General features: G+C 70.7%; 16 protein-coding genes. 3 read left to right on the plus strand and 13 right to left on the minus strand.

Going from position 1 to position 16,087, the window contains the following annotated elements:
• Positions 1 to 127: 127 nt before the first annotated feature.
• The 6 genes from rpsO to truB form a co-directional block, all read right to left on the minus strand.
• Positions 128 to 397 carry a 30S ribosomal protein S15 gene (gene rpsO, locus AC5RUW_RS08415; RefSeq protein ID WP_494007481.1) on the minus strand — a complete coding sequence of 90 codons (270 nt, stop codon included), beginning with the start codon at positions 395 to 397 and terminating at the stop codon, positions 128 to 130.
• A gap of 133 nt (positions 398 to 530) precedes the next feature.
• Entirely contained in the window at positions 531 to 1,511 is a 981-nt protein-coding gene (locus AC5RUW_RS08420) for a bifunctional riboflavin kinase/FAD synthetase (protein ID WP_494160283.1), read from the minus strand.
• A 92-nt stretch (positions 1,512 to 1,603) separates the two neighbouring features.
• Entirely contained in the window at positions 1,604 to 2,314 is a 711-nt protein-coding gene (locus AC5RUW_RS08425) for a DUF4345 domain-containing protein (protein ID WP_494160284.1), read from the minus strand.
• A gap of 129 nt (positions 2,315 to 2,443) precedes the next feature.
• A complete protein-coding gene (locus AC5RUW_RS08430) occupies positions 2,444 to 2,899 on the minus strand; it encodes a hypothetical protein (protein ID WP_494160285.1) in 456 nt (151 codons plus the stop codon).
• The gene (locus AC5RUW_RS08435) at positions 2,896 to 3,270 is read right to left on the minus strand and encodes a hypothetical protein (RefSeq protein WP_494160286.1); all 375 of its coding nucleotides are present in this window, start codon (positions 3,268 to 3,270) and stop codon (positions 2,896 to 2,898) included. Before AC5RUW_RS08435 ends, AC5RUW_RS08430 begins: the two co-directional genes overlap by 4 nt.
• Before the next feature lies 1 nt (position 3,271).
• Positions 3,272 to 4,192 (minus strand): tRNA pseudouridine(55) synthase TruB, encoded by a 921-nt coding sequence (gene truB, locus AC5RUW_RS08440; protein WP_494160287.1) that lies wholly within the window; start codon positions 4,190 to 4,192, stop codon positions 3,272 to 3,274.
• A 64-nt stretch (positions 4,193 to 4,256) separates the two neighbouring features.
• Between truB and AC5RUW_RS08445 the strand changes: the two genes are divergently transcribed.
• Entirely contained in the window at positions 4,257 to 5,408 is a 1,152-nt protein-coding gene (locus AC5RUW_RS08445; RefSeq protein WP_494160288.1) for a pyridoxal phosphate-dependent aminotransferase, read from the plus strand.
• Positions 5,409 to 5,531: 123 nt separating this feature from the next.
• Here AC5RUW_RS08445 and rbfA read toward each other — a convergent pair whose 3' ends face one another.
• The 5 genes from rbfA to rimP all read right to left on the minus strand — a co-directional run bounded on the left by rbfA (position 5,532) and on the right by rimP (position 11,160).
• Positions 5,532 to 5,999, minus strand: a complete 468-nt coding sequence (rbfA, locus tag AC5RUW_RS08450) for a 30S ribosome-binding factor RbfA (RefSeq protein WP_494160289.1) — start codon at positions 5,997 to 5,999, stop codon at positions 5,532 to 5,534.
• Between the two features lie 150 nt (positions 6,000 to 6,149).
• Positions 6,150 to 9,011 (minus strand): translation initiation factor IF-2, encoded by a 2,862-nt coding sequence (infB, locus tag AC5RUW_RS08455; protein ID WP_494160290.1) that lies wholly within the window; start codon positions 9,009 to 9,011, stop codon positions 6,150 to 6,152.
• 132 nt (positions 9,012 to 9,143) lie between these two features.
• Positions 9,144 to 9,545 carry a YlxR family protein gene (locus tag AC5RUW_RS08460; protein WP_494160291.1) on the minus strand — a complete coding sequence of 134 codons (402 nt, stop codon included), beginning with the start codon at positions 9,543 to 9,545 and terminating at the stop codon, positions 9,144 to 9,146.
• Between the two features lie 13 nt (positions 9,546 to 9,558).
• Positions 9,559 to 10,530: a transcription termination factor NusA gene (gene nusA / locus AC5RUW_RS08465; RefSeq protein WP_494007492.1), complete on the minus strand. Its 972-nt coding sequence runs from the start codon at positions 10,528 to 10,530 to the stop codon at positions 9,559 to 9,561.
• Entirely contained in the window at positions 10,531 to 11,160 is a 630-nt protein-coding gene (gene rimP, locus AC5RUW_RS08470) for a ribosome maturation factor RimP (protein ID WP_494160292.1), read from the minus strand.
• A gap of 108 nt (positions 11,161 to 11,268) precedes the next feature.
• Here rimP and AC5RUW_RS08475 point away from each other — a divergent pair, with 108 nt between their 5' ends.
• Entirely contained in the window at positions 11,269 to 12,336 is a 1,068-nt protein-coding gene (locus tag AC5RUW_RS08475; RefSeq protein ID WP_494160293.1) for a DUF4439 domain-containing protein, read from the plus strand.
• 55 nt (positions 12,337 to 12,391) lie between these two features.
• Positions 12,392 to 13,381, plus strand: a complete 990-nt coding sequence (locus tag AC5RUW_RS08480) for an aminoglycoside phosphotransferase family protein (RefSeq protein ID WP_494160294.1) — start codon at positions 12,392 to 12,394, stop codon at positions 13,379 to 13,381.
• A 3-nt stretch (positions 13,382 to 13,384) separates the two neighbouring features.
• Here the strand turns inward: AC5RUW_RS08480 and AC5RUW_RS08485 are convergent, their stop codons facing one another.
• Together AC5RUW_RS08485 and AC5RUW_RS08490 are read right to left on the minus strand one after the other, a co-directional pair.
• On the minus strand, positions 13,385 to 14,185 hold the full coding sequence (locus tag AC5RUW_RS08485; RefSeq protein ID WP_494160295.1) for a sulfite exporter TauE/SafE family protein: 801 nt from the start codon (positions 14,183 to 14,185) through the stop codon (positions 13,385 to 13,387).
• 6 nt (positions 14,186 to 14,191) lie between these two features.
• Positions 14,192 to 15,991 (minus strand): proline--tRNA ligase, encoded by a 1,800-nt coding sequence (locus AC5RUW_RS08490; protein ID WP_494160296.1) that lies wholly within the window; start codon positions 15,989 to 15,991, stop codon positions 14,192 to 14,194.
• Between the last annotated feature and the right edge of the window lie 96 nt (positions 15,992 to 16,087).

Below are 16,087 nucleotides of genomic sequence, written 5' to 3' on the forward strand. Positions count from 1 at the left end.
CTGCGGCCGTGCCGTCGGTATGACGGCCGTGCCGCTCAGGCAGGTGCGCTTCCGGTGTGCCGGTGTCCATGTCTGCCTGCGCAAAAGGCGGCTCCCCGCGTGGCGCGGGGGCCGCCTTCCACGAAGACTATCGACGCAGGCCGAGACGCTCGATGAGCGCGCGGTAACGTGCGATGTCGGTCTCGCGCAGGTAGGTCAGCATGCGACGACGGCGACCGACCAGGGCCATCAGGCCGCGGCGGGTGTGGTGGTCGTGCTTGTGCATCTTCAGGTGCTCGGTGAGGTCCGAGATGCGGCGCGAAAGAACGGCGATCTGAACCTCGGGCGAACCGGTGTCGCCTTCCTTCAGCGCGTATTCCTGAATGATGGCCTGCTTGACAGCGGGATCGAGTGCCAAAAAACTACTCCTGTTGCTTGTGCCGTGAGGCCCGGTCAGCCCGTCGCCGCCGGGTGTCCTGCGGCCGCTCCGGTGTCCCGGCACGGGCAGGAAAATTCAGCCGCCACGGACCGCAGCCGAATTTTTCCCCAGTTTACCCGTCCGCCGCACGTTCTGTCGAAAGCACCTCCCGGGTGCGCCGCACGTCCAGCCCCATCTGCTCCACCAGCGCCTCGGGACCGGTGTAGGCGACCATGCCCCGCAGCCGGTCCACGAACTCGACCACGACGTGCTGGCCGTAGAGGTCGAAATCCTCCACATGCTCCCGCGGCCGGCCGATCACGTGTGCCTCGACCTGCCGGGAGACGCCTTCGAAGGTGGGGTTCGAGCCGACGGAGACCGCGGCGGGCCAGCGGTCGCCGGACTCGTCCAGCAGCCAGCCGGCATAGATTCCGTCGGCGGGCACCAGACCCGCGGATTCCGTGGCGAGGTTGGCGGTGGGAAAGCCCAGCTCACGGCCGCGGGCGGCGCCGTGCACCACCTCGCCGCGCATCCGGTGGCTGCGTCCGAGCAGGCGGGCGGCCGTGCGTACGTCGCCGCGGCCCAGCGCCTCCCGGATCCAGGTGGAAGAGCAGCGCCGGCCGTCGGCCGTCTCCCCCAGCACGCCGTAGTCATCCACGGCCACCACGCTGAAGCCGAGCTCACGGCCCAGGGTGCGCATGGTCTCCAGATCCCCGCTGTTGCCGCGTCCGAACCGGACGTCGTGGCCGATCACCACCGCCTTGGCACGCAGCCCCCGGACAAACACCGATTCGACGAATTCGCACGGGCTCATCGCCGCCAGGTCCAGGGTGTAGGGCATCATCAGCAGGCCGTCGAGGCCGGTGGCCGCAAGGGCTTCGATGCGGTCCCGGGTTCCCATGATCAGGTTCGGGGCGCTCTCGGGGCGATGCACCTGCGCCGGGTGCGGGTCGAAGGACACCGCGACGGCGCGCGCCCCTTCGTCGCGGGCCACCTTCACCAGCCGCGAGAGCACGTGCTGGTGGCCCAGGTGGACGCCGTCGAAATTGCCGATGGTTACTGCTGTGGGGCCGAAGTCCGGGGGCACCTGGTCCAGGTCGTTCCAGCAGTCCACTCAGGCTCCTTAGCCGGCTGTCGTCTCATCGCGGTAGTCCCGGCAGCCACGGCCGGCCGCTGAGGGACCTATCCATTATGGCGGAAAACCGGTCAGCTCCGCGCACCGCCGCCGGATCCGCCGTCAAGGCGGCCCTGAGCGTATTCGGCCCGCAGGGCCACGGTCTTGGCGATGAAGCGGTGCCAGACCAGCAGCGCCGGCGGAAACGCCAGCTCCAGGATCATGAGCACGATCATGGTGAAGTGCGGGGTGCCGGAGAAGGCCCAGGAGAGCACCCGGCCCAGGCCGCCGAGGAAGACCATGAGACAGACAAGCCACAGCATGTTGGCCCACTGGAACTTTACGGCGATCGCCACGAAGGCCGCGCCGACGCCGACCATCATCATGGAGAAGAACCGGAACTGGCTCTCAAGGGACGGGTTGACCTCTCCCCCGTCACCGCCGGCGACGCCTCCGGTGCCGGCGATGAGGTAGTAGATGCCCATCGCCGCGATGAGCAGGCCGACGGCCACCACCACGGCGCGGAACACGCCCCAGGCGGAGTTGTCGTGCTGCGGGGTTTTGGGGCGGTTCTTTTCGGATCCGCCCGGTGCCGTTCCCCGCTGAGCGGCAACCCGTCCGGCTGCGCCGCGGCCGTCAGCGGCGGCGCCGCCGTCAGCGGATGCCGGCTGTCCGGCGTCGGGCGCGCCCGGCCGGGACGGGCTTCCCGCTCCGGCCGTTGGGGCGGGGTCTTCGGTGCCGGTCCGCGGCACGGCGGGCCGGCGGCTGCGGCCGGGCAGGTCTCCGGTTCCGGGTGAGGTCATCTGCCTGTCCCCCTCTGGTGGGCGGAGCGGACTCCGCGGCTCCCATGCCGACACCCATCAGCATGCTGTCGGTTTCAGCATACGTCTGTTGGGCACCGGTCAGCGGGAGGCGCCCGGGAACCGGTCCTGCTAGGCCCGGGCTGTCCGGCCGCCGGGAGCAGTCGTGTCGCGGTGGGTCAGCAGCCACCACAGGCCTACGGTCGGCAGCACCAGGGGCACGTAGCCGTAGCCCATCCCGAAGCCCGACCACACCGTGTCGTCGGGCAGGGCGGCCGGGTCGAGCAGGCCGAACAGGCCCACGCCGACCACGCCGGCGAGCTCGATGCTGACCGCGGCCAGTCCGGTCACGTAGGCGTTGCGGCCGGGGCGGGCCAGCGCGACGGTGGCGATGATGTAGACGACGGCGGCGAAGGCGGAGAGCAGGTACGCGACCGGCGCGTGGTCGAACTTGGTGGCGATCTGGAACGCGGCGCGTGCGGTGGCGGCCAGGGCGAAGATCCCGTAGACAGCGACGAGCAGCCGGCCGGGGCCGGTCAGACGGGCCGGGGTTGGACGCTGGTGCCGCTCAGGCAGGAGGCGGTTCATGCTGCTTGGACTCCATCCCAGATCTGCTCCATGCGGAAGATCATGACGAAAACGGTGACGCCGACGGCGCCGAGGACGAGGTTGCTCCACCGGCTGCGGTCCATGATGGCCCACCAGAAGGCGCCGATCGGAATCAGCATGGCGGTGGCGTAGTAGCCCCAGAACTCCCAGGCCGGCCCGGCGAGGGCTTCTCCGCCCGCTATCCGGATGCCGGCACCGATGCCGTAGACGACCAGGTAGAGCAGGACGGCGGCGTCCGCCAGGATCGTGATGTCGTTGGGGCCCTGCCGCAGTACCGCCGCACCGATGCAGAGGATGGACGAGACCAGGCAGACCAGGGCGCCGATGACGAACATGGGATCGACGACCATCTCAGGACTGCCCTCCGGGAGCGAACACGAGGATGGGTTTGGCCTGCTCCCCGCGGTCCTCCAGCAGGGCGGTGAGGCTGCCGTCGGGGGCGAAGGCCGCGACGGGACCGGCGGTGCCGCCGGCGGGCACGCGCCTGCCGTGGGAGACGGCGTCGGCCTCTTCCGCGTCCAGTTCCCGGTTGGGGAACAGGGCCCGCGCGGCCTCGTCCAGGTCGAGCAGGCGCAGCTCCTCGGCGAGCTCCTCCAGGGTGGCGGCCTGGCCGATGTCGTACGGGCCCACCTGGGTGCGGCGCAGCGCGGTCAGGTGTCCGCCCACGCCCAAGGCTTCGCCGAGGTCGCGCGCCAGGGCGCGGATATAGGTTCCGGAGGAGCACTCGACGGTGACGTCGACGTCACGCAGGCGGCCGCCCTGCTCGCGGCGGATCGCGTGCACCTCGAAGCGGGAGACGGTCACCGGGCGCGCCACGAGGGCCACCTCGGCGCCGGCCCGGACCCGGGCGTAGGAACGCTCGCCGTTCACCTTGATCGCGCTGACGCTGCTGGGCACCTGCAGGATGTCGCCGGTGAGCGCGGCAACGGCGTCGTGGATCTGCTCGTCGGTGACGGCTGCGGCGATATGCTCGGCCGTCACTTCGCCTTCGGCGTCGTCGGTGAGGGTGGACTGGCCCAGCCGGATGGTCGCGGTGTAGGTCTTGCCGGTGCCCACGATGTAGGTCAGCAGCCTGGTGGCGCGGTTGATTCCCACCACCAGCACGCCGGTGGCCATCGGGTCCAGCGTGCCCGCATGGCCGACCTTCCGGGTGCCGGCGAGCCTGCGCAGGCGGGCCACCACATCGTGGCTGGTCCATCCCTGCGGTTTGTCCACAATAATCAGTCCTGATCGGACCTGCCCGGAATTCACGCCTTTCAGTATATGGCGCATCGGTGACGCGGCCGGACCGGGCCGGGCTGCGGGGGCCGGCCCCCGCGGCGGTAGCATTCGGACCATGCCGCAGCTCTCACCCCACGTCCGCGCCGTCGAGCCCAACCAGATCCGGGAGATCACCCAGGCCGCCTGGGCCAGCCCCGGCGCCATCGTGCTCAGCATCGGCGAGCCCGGCTTCCCCACGCCGGCCCATGTGCTGGAGGCCGGACAGTCGGTGCTTGCGCGCGATGAGACCGGTTACACGCCCAACGCCGGCATCCCGGCCCTGCGCTCCGCCTTCGCGGACTACGCCTCGGCCCGGACCGCGACCCCGGTCGACGCCGGCCGGGTCTTCGTCACCGCCGGGGCCCAGCAGGGTCTGCACCTGTTGATGAGCATGGTCCTTGATGCGGGCGATGAGATCCTGGTGCCCAATCCCGGCTATCCCACCTTCGAAATGACCGCCCGGCTGCTGCACGCCGAGCCGGTGCCGTATCCCCTGTGGCCCGCCCATGGATTCCAGCCGCGGATCGAGGACCTTGAGGCACTGATCACCCCGCGCACCCGGGTCCTGCTGCTGAACTCGCCGTCCAATCCGCTCGGCGCGGTGTTCGACGCCGACCTGACCCGGGCCCTCGTGGAGCTGGCGGCCCGCCACGACCTCTGGATCATCTCGGACGAATGCTACGAGGCGTTCACCTACGATGTGCCGCACGTCAGCCCCCTGGCGTTCGACGATCCCGGGCCGGGCCGGGGCCGGGTGCTCGTTTCCCAGACCCTGTCCAAGACCTACGGGCTGACCGGGCTGCGGGTGGGCGCGCTGATCGTCCCCGCCGGGCTGCAGGAGCGGATGAGCATCATCAACGAGGCGATCGTCTCCTGTGTGGCCTCGCCGTCGCAGTACGCCGCCCTGGCCGCGCTGACCGGGCCGCAGGACTACGTCCGCCGTGCGGCCGAGCACTACCGGCAGAACCGGGACGCGGCCGTGCAGGTGCTGGCGGGCCTCGGCATCCCCTATCTGCCAGCGGACGGGGCGTTCTACCTGTGGGCGGACCTCTCGCATGCCTCCGGCGGCGATGTGCGCGCCTGGGCCCGGGGCTTCCTGGCCGAGCACAACGTAGCCGTAGCACCGGGTACCGCGTTCGGTTCCATCGGCGAGGACTGGATCCGGATCGCGCTCTGCGGGGACCGGGACCAGCTCGTGGAGGGACTCGCCCGGCTCCCCCGCCGCTGAGTCGGCACAGCGGAAGGGAGCGGATCCTGCGGATCCGCTCCCTTCCCGTTCATGCCGGTTCCCGTGCCGGCCGCAGCCGCGTCCTGCGGCTGCGGCCGGGAACAGGCCTGTTGCCTGTGCCGGTCAGCGCCCCTGCGTCTCCGCAGTCCCGCCGTCGTCGCCGGCATCGCCGTCGTCGTCCCGCCGGTACGGGTCGGGATCGCCGGCGTAGTTTGCGCCCTGCTTCAGGGCCGCCAGTTCCTCGTCGCGCTTGCGCGCGGTGCGCAGCAGCTCTTCGAGATGGCTGGCGTTGACGGGGATCTCGTCCGGAACGAACTCGAGCGTCGGGGTGAGGCGGACGGTGATGTTGCGGCCCACTTCGGCCCGCAGGATGCCCTTGGCGGACTCGAGGGCGGCGCGGGTGCCCGCAGCCTCCTCCTCGTCGCCGAAGACGGTGTAGTAGAGCGTCGCGTGCTGCAGGTCATTGGTGACGCGGGCGTCGGTGATGGTGACGAACCCGAGCCGGGGGTCCTTGACTCGCCGTTCCAGTGCCTGCGCGACGACGACCTTGATGCGGTCGGCCAGTTTGGCTGCGCGTGCCGGATCTGCCATTGCCCCTCCTTTATGTGTGTCCTAGAGAAAATCGTACGACGCCGTGCGGCCTCGGCCGGAATCGGCGCCGGCAGACGTCGGGCCGGGAACCGCCCGGCGGTTCCCGGCCCGACGCCGGTCCGGGGGCCCTCAGGCCCCCGGACGTCAGTGCTAGACGCGCGGCTTCTCGCGCATTTCGAAGGTCTCGATCATGTCGCCCTCGCGGAGGTCGTTGAACGAGCCCAGGCCGATGCCGCATTCGAAGTCGGTACGGACTTCGGTGGCGTCGTCCTTGAAGCGGCGCAGGGACTCGACCTGGAGGTTCTCGGCGAGGACCTTCCCGTCGCGGACCACGCGGGCCTTGGCGTTGCGGCGGATGACGCCGCTGCGCACGATCGAGCCGGCGATGTTGCCGAACTTGGAGGACCGGAAGACCTCGCGGATTTCCGCGGTGCCCAGCTGGGCCTCTTCGTACTCGGGCTTGAGCATGCCCTTGAGCGCCAGTTCGATGTCCTCGATCGCGGCGTAGATGACCGAGTAGAAGCGCATGTCGACGCCTTCGCGGTCGGCCAGGTCCGCAACGCGCTCGGCGGGACGGACGTTGAAGCCGATGATGATGGCGTTGTCGACGGTCGCCAGGTTGACGTCGTTCTGGGTGATCGCGCCCACGCCGCGGTGGATGACGCGCAGCTGCACGCCTTCGCCCACGTCGATCTTGAGCAGCGAGTCCTCCAGCGCTTCGACGGCACCGGACACGTCGCCCTTGAGGATGAGGTTGAGGGTGTCAACCTTGCCCTCGGCCACGGCCTGGTCGAAGTCTTCCAGGCTGATGCGCTTGCGGCGCTTGGCCAGTGCGGCGTTGCGGTCGGCGGCTTCACGCTTTTCGGCGATCTGCCGGGCGGTGCGCTCGTCGTCGGTGACGAAGAACGTATCGCCGGCCCGCGGGACGGTGGACAGGCCGAGGACCTGGACCGGGCGCGACGGCCCGGCTTCGGTCACGTTGTCGCCGTTCTCGTCGAACATCGCACGGACACGGCCGTGGGCGGTGCCCGCCACGATGGTGTCGCCCACCTGCAGGGTGCCGGACTGGACCAGGACGGTCGCGACGGCGCCGCGGCCCTTGTCCAGGTTCGCTTCGATGGCGATGCCGCGTGCGTCCTTGTCCGGGTTGGCACGCATGTCCAGGGCGGCGTCGGCCGTCAGCAGGACGGCTTCGAGCAGGCCGTCGATGTTGATGCCCTGGCGGGCTGAGACCTCGACGAACATCGTGTCGCCGCCGTACTCCTCGGGAACCAGGCCGTACTCGGTGAGCTGGCCGCGGACCTTCTCCGGGTTGGCGCCCTCCTTGTCGATCTTGTTCACCGCGACGACGATCGGCACGTCGGCCGCCTGGGCGTGGTTCAGCGCCTCAACGGTCTGCGGCATGACACCGTCGTCGGCAGCGACCACCAGGACGGCGATGTCGGTCACCTTGGCACCACGGGCACGCATGGCGGTGAACGCCTCGTGGCCCGGGGTATCGATGAAGGTGATCGCGCGGTCCTGATCCTCGTGCTCCACGTGGATCTGGTAGGCACCGATGTGCTGGGTGATGCCGCCGTGCTCGCCTTCGACCACCTTGGTGTTGCGGATGGCGTCCAGCAGGCGGGTCTTGCCGTGGTCGACGTGGCCCATGACGGTCACTACCGGAGGACGTGCCTCCAGCTGGTCGTCGGACTCGGCTTCCAGCTCGGCCTCGAAGTCGATGTCGAAGCTGCTCAGCAGCTCGCGTTCCTCGTCCTCCGGGGAGACGACCTGGATCTTGTAGCCCAGCTCCTCGCCGAGGACCGAGAAGGTCTCTTCGTCCAGGGACTGGGTGGCGGTCGCCATTTCGCCGAGGTGGAACAGCACGGTCACCAGTGCTGCCGGGTTCGCCTCGATCTTGTCGGCAAAGTCGGTGATGGACGAGCCGCGGCGCAGGCGCACCACGGTGTTGCCGTTGCCGCGGGGGACGCTGACGCCGCCCAGCGACGGAGCCGACATCTGCTCCAGTTCCTGCCGCTTCGCCCGCTTCGACTTGCGCTGCTTGCCGCGGCCTGCGCCGCCCTTGCCGAACGCGCCGGCGGTGCCGCCGCGTCCGCGACCGCCCTTGCCGAAGCCGCCGCCGACCGGACCGCCGCCGCCGCCGGGACCGCCGCCGGGACCACGGCGTGCACCGCCGGGTCCGCCGCCGGGACGTGCGGCCGGGGCCGGACGCTCAGTGCGGTTGGGCATCATGCCCGGGTTCGGCCGCGCGGCGCCGCCGGGACGGGGTGCGCCGCCGGGACGGGGTGCGCCGCCGGGACGCGGGGCACCCGGACGGGGCGCGCCCGGACGGGGACCTGCGGCGCCGGGGGTGCCGGGACGCGGAGCCGGAGCGCCGCCGTCTTCACGGCGTCCACCCGGTCGGGGCATGCCCTGCGAGGTGGCAAACGGGTTGTTGCCCGGGCGCGGTGCACCTTCGCCGCGGCCACGGGGCCGGGGCATGCCCTGGGACGTGGCGAACGGGTTGTTGCCCGGGCGCGGTGCACCCTGGCCGGGACGCGGAGCGCCGGGGCGCGGGGCACCCGGACGGGGCCCGGCCTCGCCGGAGCCGGACTCAGGCTTGGGCGCCGCCGGAGCGGACGGGGCGGGGGTTTCTGCTGCGGGAGAGGCCGGAGCCGGAGCAGCAGGGGCTTCGAAGACGGGAGCCGCCGGGGCCGGAGCGGCCGGAGCGGGAGCTTCCGGAGCCTTCGGCGCGGGCTTGGCCTCCGCTGCGGGAGCCGCGGGACCTGGCTTGGCGGCACCGGGCTTGGGGGCGGAGCCGTTGCCTGCCGGGCGCGGGGCGGCGGCCGGCTTGGACGACGCCTTCGACGCTGCGTCGGGGAAGGCCCCGCGAAGCTTCTTGACTACGGGTGCCTCAATCGTTGAAGAGGCGGAACGGACGAATTCGCCCAGTTCCTGCAGTTTGGCTACTGCATCCTTAGAGGTAATGCCGAGCTCTTTGGCGAGCTCGTGTACGCGGACCTTGGCCACATTTCTCCTGTCTCGGTCCGCACCGAGGCAGGTACGAACCGTCTATTTTGCGGGAGCCGCGGCTGCGTATGCAGCACGACCCTTCACAGAGCACATGAAAGTACTCATCGCTGGGTACTCATCGGGTTTCCATCAGATTGCTGACCCGCTTTCAGGTTGGACGGTTTCGGAACCGCTCCCGGTCGGAGCGTTTCCTCGGGCCTGGAACCATTCGGCTACTTCGTGCGTGTCCGCCGGGCCCCGGAAGGCCCGGTTGAACGCACGTCGCTTGGCAGCCGAGGCCAGGCAGGCCGGGTCGGGATGCAGCCATGCTCCCCGCCCGGACATGCGGCGGTGTTCATCTACGCGGACGACGACGCCGTCCGCGGCGGAAATGCCCACCAGCCGCAGCAGTGCGGCCTGGTCATCGACGCTCCGGCACCCCACACAGGTGCGCCGCGGAACATGTCCGACGGCGCGGGAGGTGCTGAAGCGAAGCGGCGACCCGGCCTCATACAGTCTAACCCTTTTCCGGTGAACTGCATTCCCTGCCATGGGGCCGGCCCGCCTAGCCCTGCTTCGCGTCGGAAACGATGTCGATCCGCCAGCCGGTCAGCTTGGCTGCGAGCCGGGCGTTCTGCCCTTCCTTGCCGATCGCCAGCGAAAGCTGGTAGTCGGGAACCACCACGCGGGCGGACCGGGCGTCGGGGTCGGTGATCTGGACCGACACGACCTTGGAGGGCGAAAGGGAGTTCGCGATGAAGGTGGCCGGATCGGAGCTGTAGTCGACGATGTCGATCTTCTCGTCATGCAGCTCGTTCATGACCGCGCGGACGCGGGCACCCATTTCGCCGATGCAGGCACCCTTGGCGTTGATGCCCGGGACGTTGGCCTGCACCGCGATCTTGGTGCGGTGGCCCGCCTCCCGGGCCAGGGCCACGATCTCGACGCTGCCGTCGGCGATCTCGGGAACCTCCAGCTCAAAGAGCTTGCGGACCAGGCCGGGGTGGGACCGGGACAGGGTGATCGACGGGCCCTTGAAGCCGCGGCGGACGTCGACGACGAACGCGCGGAGCCGGGTCCCGTGCGTGTACTTCTCGCCGGGGACCTGCTCGGGCGGCGGCAGCAGCGCTTCGATGGTGCCCAGGTTCACCTGGATCATGTGCGGATTGTTGCCCTGCTGGATCTGCCCGGAGACCAGCTCGCCTTCCTTGCCGCGGAATTCGCCGAGGATGTGGTCGTCCTCGACGTCGCGCAGCCGCTGCAGGATGATCTGCCGCGCGGTGCTGGCGGCGATCCGGCCGAAGCCGGCTGGGGTGTCGTCGAATTCGCCGACCGGCTCGCCGTCGTCGTCGAGCTCGGTGGCCCAGATCGTGACGTGGCCGCTCTTGCGGTCCAGTTCGGCGCGCGCCCGTTCCTGCGCGCCGGCGGTCTTGTGGTAGGCGACCAGCAGCGCCTGTTCAATCGTGGGGATCAGCAGGTCCAGCGGGATTTCCCGCTCGCGTTCCAGCAGCCTCAGCGCGCTCATATCAATATCCATCTAGGCCTCCTCAGCTGTGGTGTCTTTGTCATCGCCGGCGTCATCGTCCAGCGGCTCGTCGTCCAGGTGGGTGAATTCGACCTCCACCCTGCCCCGGCGGATGTCCCCGAAGGCCAACCGGGTCGGCTCGCCCTGCTTCGGAACCATGCCCTTCTTCGCGGGCAGTTCCGGGATCAGGGTGATCCCGTCCTCCCCTACCTCGGTGAGCCGGCCCGTGAGGTCCTCGCCCTTCAGCAGGTCGACGCGGACCTTCCGGCCCAGGTTCCGCTTCCAGTGCCGCCGCTCCGTGAGGGGACGGGAAAGGCCCGGGGAGGAAACCTCCAGGTTGTAGGGCCGCCCGTCGTCGGCGGGATCGTTGTCCATCGCGTCCGAGAGCACCTTCGCCGCCTCGGAAACGCGGTCAAGGCTGATGTTGCCCGGTACGTCCTCGGGCAGGTCGATGATCACGTGCACGGTGCGGTGGGCGCCGGCGATGCGGATCTCAACATCCTCCAGGAACAGTCCCTGTTCGTGCGCAACCGGCGCCAGGTAGTCCCTGAGCCGCTGCCGTTCGGCGCTTACCTCCGCATTCACTGCGTTCCTGCGGTAGTTCGACGTCGTGTCTTTCCCGTGGCCGGGCCGAACCGCCATAGCTGCCTCCCACTTGATGATGTTGTAGCTCCTAGCCTACCGACTTTCCCGGGCGCTCCGCGCACGCCGCCTGCGTCCGCACCCCCTGACGTGAGACGATCGACTGTTGTGAACTCCCCTGCCCCCGCCCCCGATCCGGCCCCGGCCGCCGGGCACCGTGCTGCCCGCGTCCTGCGCCGCGGCCTGCTGCTGGTGCTGCTGGGCGTTGCCGTGCTGGGCCTGGGGCTCCAGACGCCGGAAGGCGGCGGTGCCATGTCCCGGTCGTTCTCCGATGACGCCCGGCACTCCGCCCGCGAGGAAGCCCGCAGGCTGGCCGGCCAGGCCGCCGCACTGGGCCACGGGGACCAGGCGGAGGCGCTGAACGCCCAGGCCGCCGCACTGGCCGATCCCGAGCTCCGTCCCCTCCCCCTGTCTTCAGGGCCTGTCGACGGGGCCGCCGCCCGTCCGGCAGCCGACGCGGCCGCCGTACCCGGGGACTACGTCCTGGCCCTTGCCGACGCCGCCCGGACCAACCTTGGAAACGCCGTGCGGGCCGACGGCGGCACGGCACGCCTGCTGGCCTCGGTGGGAACCGGACAGTGGCTGCTCGCCGCAGAGGCCGCCGCCGACGCCGGCCTGGCGCGCCCCGCCGCACCGGACTCCTGGGCGCCGGTCGCCGCGGACACACCGGCCTGCACCGACCCGGCACAGGGAAACGGTTCCGGCGCGCCGGCGGACGCCGCCGGGACCGGCAACCGTTCCGGCGGGGAAGACGCCGCCGACGCCCTGCAGGCCGCAGTGGATGCGGAATACGGCGCCGCCTACGCCTATGAGGTGGTCCAGGCGCGGCTGGGGCCGTGGCGGCCCGACCCGGCGCTGGCCGCAGCGTCCCGCGCCCATGCCGACCACGGCGCCGCCGGGGTGGACCTGCTGCCGCTGGTGTGCCGCCCCGCGCTCGCCCCGGCGCCGGCCTATGCCCTCGACGGGAGGTTCGCATCCGCCCCGGAGGCGGCGCTGGAGGAGCTGGAGCAGTCGCTGCCCGGGGTCTACGCGGAGCTGATCAGCCTCAGTGAAGGCCAGGTGCGGTCCTGGGCGATCGACCGACTGGTCCAGACTGCGGAGCACGCCGCAGCTGATCACGGGACGGAGCCCCTGCCCGGGCTGCCGTCCGGAGCCGGTGACCTGCCGTGGACCTGACCGCGGACATCCCGACGGCGGCGGAGATCGCGGCGGCGCCTGCCCAGGCAGTGCCGTGACCCCGGCCGTTCCCGAGGAACTGATCCGTCGTTACCGCGGCAGCCGCCAGGGCCGCGACTGGCTGGAGTCCCTGCCCGGCCGTCTGGCGTCCGCCCTCGACGGGCTGGGACTCGAACCGGACCCGGCGGATGCAGGCCGGGCCTGGCACGGCCGCGGCGCCCTGGTCGTTCCGGTCCGCGGCGCCGCCGGCCGGGCCGTACTGAAGTTCGCCTATCCGCATCCCGAAGCGGCCGCCGAGGCGACCGCCCTCCAGCTGTGGGACGGCGCGGGAGCCGTCCGGCTGCTCAGCCGCGATGCCCCCGGCGGCTGCCTGGTCCTGGAACGCCTGGCGGAGGGCAGAAGCCTGCTCACCGAGGACATGGACACGGCCGTCGCCGAGTGGGGGCGGCTGATGCGGGTGCTCTCGCTGCCCGCCGGCGACGGCGCCGCCTGGGCCGAACTGCCGTCGGCGGCAGCCCGGGCCGAGCAGCTCAGCGACGAGATCCCGGCCGACTGGGAGGCGCTCGGCCGCCCGTTCGAGCGCTGGCTCATGGAAGCCGCGCTTGAAACCGCCCAGACGCGGGGCGCCGTCGGCCGGCGCAGCAGCAACGATGTCCTGCTGCACGCGGACCTGCACTACGGCAACATCCTGCTCCGTCCCGACGGCCGCCCGGATCCGGGCGGTTTCGTGGCGATCGATCCGCAGGCCATGGTCGGAGAAGCGGAGTTCGCCGTCGCGCCGATGCTGTGGAACCGCCTGGATGAGCTGGACGGGATGCGCCCGGCCGCGGACCTGCGGCGCCGCCTGGCTGCCCTCTGCCGGGCCGGCGGGCTGGATGAGCGGTCGGCCGTGGAGTGGGCAATCCTGCGGGAAGTCCGCAACGCGCTGGACTATTTCCTCGACGGCGTCCCGGCCGAGGCGCAGCGCTCCATCTGGGTGGCCTCGGCGCTGACGGGCCGGCTCCACCCGGGGCTGCCGCCGGTCCGGCTGCTTCCGGCGCCCTGAGGCTCAGGCGCCGCGGATGTTTTCCGCGTAGACGTCCCAGCCCAGCTTCACGATGAGGGCGCTGACCACCACCAGGAACACGATCCGCACAAACCGGCTGCCCTGCTTCACGGCCATCCGGGCGCCGAGATACCCGCCGACCATGTTGGACAGGCCCAGGACGAGGCCGAGCCCCCAGAGCACGGAGCCGTGCGGAAGGAAGAAGGCCAGGGCACCGAGGTTCGTGGCCATGTTCACGATCTTGGCCTTTGCACTGGCCGCCAGGAAGTTGTAGCCGAGGAGCACCACCATGGCGATCACCAGGAAGGACCCGGTACCGGGGCCGATCAGCCCGTCGTAGAAACCGATCACCGCTCCGATGGCTGCTGCTGTGCCGTAGTGCCGGCGGCCGGTATGGCGCAGCTGTGTGAGCTCCCCCACCGTGGGCCGCGCGGCCGTGAAGACGGCAACGACAATCAGTGCGACGACGATGATGGGCTTGAACACCGAGGACGGCAGGGACGCCGCCAGCACGGCCCCGCCGAAGCTGCCGGCCAGTGCCACCCCGGCCATCGGCAGGGCGGTGCGGAGGTCCGGATGGGCCCGGCGGTAATAGGTCACCGCACTGGTGGTGGTCCCGAACACCGAGCCCATCTTGTTGGTCGCGAGGGCCTGCACCGGGGTGATGCCGGGCACCAGCAGCAGCGCGGGGAGCTGGATCAGCCCGCCCCCGCCGACCACGGCGTCGACCCAGCCGGCGGCCAGGCCGGCCACCACCACCAGCAGGAGGGTGGCGGCCTGGACGTCCTCGAGACCTGAGACCACGGCCGGCTACTGCCGGGCGGCGCGGAGCACGTAGTCGACGGCGTCGTCCACCGGGACGTTCTCGGCGGCGCCGGTGGCGCGGTCCTTGACCTCCACGACGCCGTCGGCCAGGCCGCGGCCGACCACCAGGATGGTGGGCACGCCGATCAGTTCGGCGTCGCCGAACTTCACGCCGGGAGAGACCTTGGGCCGGTCGTCGTAGATGACTTCGAGGCCGGCGGCCTCCAGATCGGCGCTGAGCTTTTCCGCGGCTTCGAAGACATCGGCACCCTTGCCGGTCGCGACCACGTGCACGTCGGCCGGTGCCACGGAGCGGGGCCAGATGATGCCCTTGTCGTCGTGGTTGGACTCGGCCAGGGCCGCCACGGCGCGGGTGACGCCGACGCCGTAGGAGCCCATGGTGACGGTGGCCAACTTGCCGTTGCGGTCCAGGACCTTCAGGCCCAGCGCTTCGGCGTACTTGCGGCCGAGCTGGAAGATGTGGCCCATCTCGATGCCGCGGGCAGCCTCGAGCGGTCCGGAGCCATCCGGAGCCGGGTCCCCTTCGCGGACCTCGACGGACTCGATGACGCCGTCCCAGGTGAAGTCGCGGCCGGCGACCAGCCCGATGACGTGCTTGCCGGTGACGTTGGCGCCGGTGATCCACCGGGTGCCTTCCACCACCCGGGGGTCGACCAGGTAGAGCAGGCCGGTGGCGGATTCAGAGCCGAGCACGGCCTCGGAAAGCGAAAGGCCCGGGCCGATGTAGCCCTTGACCAGGCCGGGGTGCTTGGCCAGATCCTCGTCGCCGGCGGCGTCGACCTCCACCTCGCCGCCCATCTCAAGGTGCGTGCCGATGTTCGCTTCGATGCGCTTGAGGTCCACCGTGCGGTCGCCGGGAACGCCGACGACGACAACCTGCCGCTCTCCGGTCGGCAGGGTCACGGCCAGGACCACGTTCTTCAGCGTATCGGCGGCCGTCCACTCCCCTTCCGCGCGGGGGAAACGGGCGTTCACGTCGGCGACCAGGGTCTCGATGGTCGGGGTGTCCGGGGTGTCGACGACCTCGGCCGCCGGCGCGTCGGCGTAATCGACCGGCTCGGGGGCCACCGTGGTGACCGCCTCGACGTTGGCCGCGTAGCCGCCGGCGGAACGGACGTAGGTGTCCTCGCCGACCGGCGTCGGGTGCAGGAACTCCTCGCTCTTCGAGCCGCCCATGGCGCCGGACACCGCGGAAACGACCACGATGTCCAGGCCCAGGCGCTCAAAGATGCGCAGGTACGCGCCGCGGTGCGCCTGGTAGCTGGCCTCCAGCCCCTCGTCGTCGATGTCGAAGGAGTAGGAGTCCTTCATGATGAACTCGCGGCCGCGCAGCAGGCCGGCGCGGGGGCGCGCCTCGTCCCGGTACTTGTTCTGGATCTGGAACAGGGACACCGGCAGGTCCTTGTAGGAGCTGTAGAGGTCCTTCACCAGCAGGGTGAACATTTCCTCGTGCGTGGGAGCCAGCAGGTAGTCGGCGCCCTTGCGGTCCTGCAGGCGGAACAGGTTGTCGCCGTACTCGGTCCACCGGTTGCTCGCCTCGTAGGGTTCGCGCGGGAGCAGCGCCGGGAAATGCACTTCCTGGGCACCGATGGCCGCCATCTCTTCACGGATGATGCCTTCCACCTTGCCGAGCACGCGCAGGCCCAGCGGCAGCCACGAGTAGATGCCCGGGGCAGCCCGGCGGATGTATCCGGCGCGGACCAGCAGGCGGTGGCTGGCGACGTCGGCGTCGGCAGGATCCTCGCGGAGCGTGCGGAGGAAAAGGGTGGAAAGTCGAAGGACCACGCTGGGAAATCCATTTCTGCAGCGCACAGGCTGCATCCGAGAGTTGGAACTGAATCTAATCTAGCGCCTCGGCGACGTGCCGCCGTCCAGCGCCGC

The sequence above is a fragment of the Arthrobacter sp. Y3222053 genome, from assembly GCF_059092805.1.

Excerpts from the sequence above, each read along its gene's own strand:
- AC5RUW_RS08425 (WP_494160284.1), bottom strand. The coding sequence starts at position 2,314 with ATGACCTCACCCGGAACCGGAGACCTGCCCGGCCGCAGCCGCCGGCCC.
- AC5RUW_RS08430 (WP_494160285.1), bottom strand. The coding sequence starts at position 2,899 with ATGAACCGCCTCCTGCCTGAGCGGCACCAGCGTCCAACCCCGGCCCGT.
- AC5RUW_RS08435 (WP_494160286.1), bottom strand. The coding sequence starts at position 3,270 with ATGGTCGTCGATCCCATGTTCGTCATCGGCGCCCTGGTCTGCCTGGTC.
- truB (WP_494160287.1), bottom strand. The coding sequence starts at position 4,192 with ATGCGCCATATACTGAAAGGCGTGAATTCCGGGCAGGTCCGATCAGGA.
- AC5RUW_RS08445 (WP_494160288.1), top strand. The coding sequence starts at position 4,257 with ATGCCGCAGCTCTCACCCCACGTCCGCGCCGTCGAGCCCAACCAGATC.
- rbfA (WP_494160289.1), bottom strand. The coding sequence starts at position 5,999 with ATGGCAGATCCGGCACGCGCAGCCAAACTGGCCGACCGCATCAAGGTC.
- AC5RUW_RS08460 (WP_494160291.1), bottom strand. The coding sequence starts at position 9,545 with ATGGCAGGGAATGCAGTTCACCGGAAAAGGGTTAGACTGTATGAGGCC.
- nusA (WP_494007492.1), bottom strand. The coding sequence starts at position 10,530 with ATGGATATTGATATGAGCGCGCTGAGGCTGCTGGAACGCGAGCGGGAA.
- rimP (WP_494160292.1), bottom strand. The coding sequence starts at position 11,160 with ATGGCGGTTCGGCCCGGCCACGGGAAAGACACGACGTCGAACTACCGC.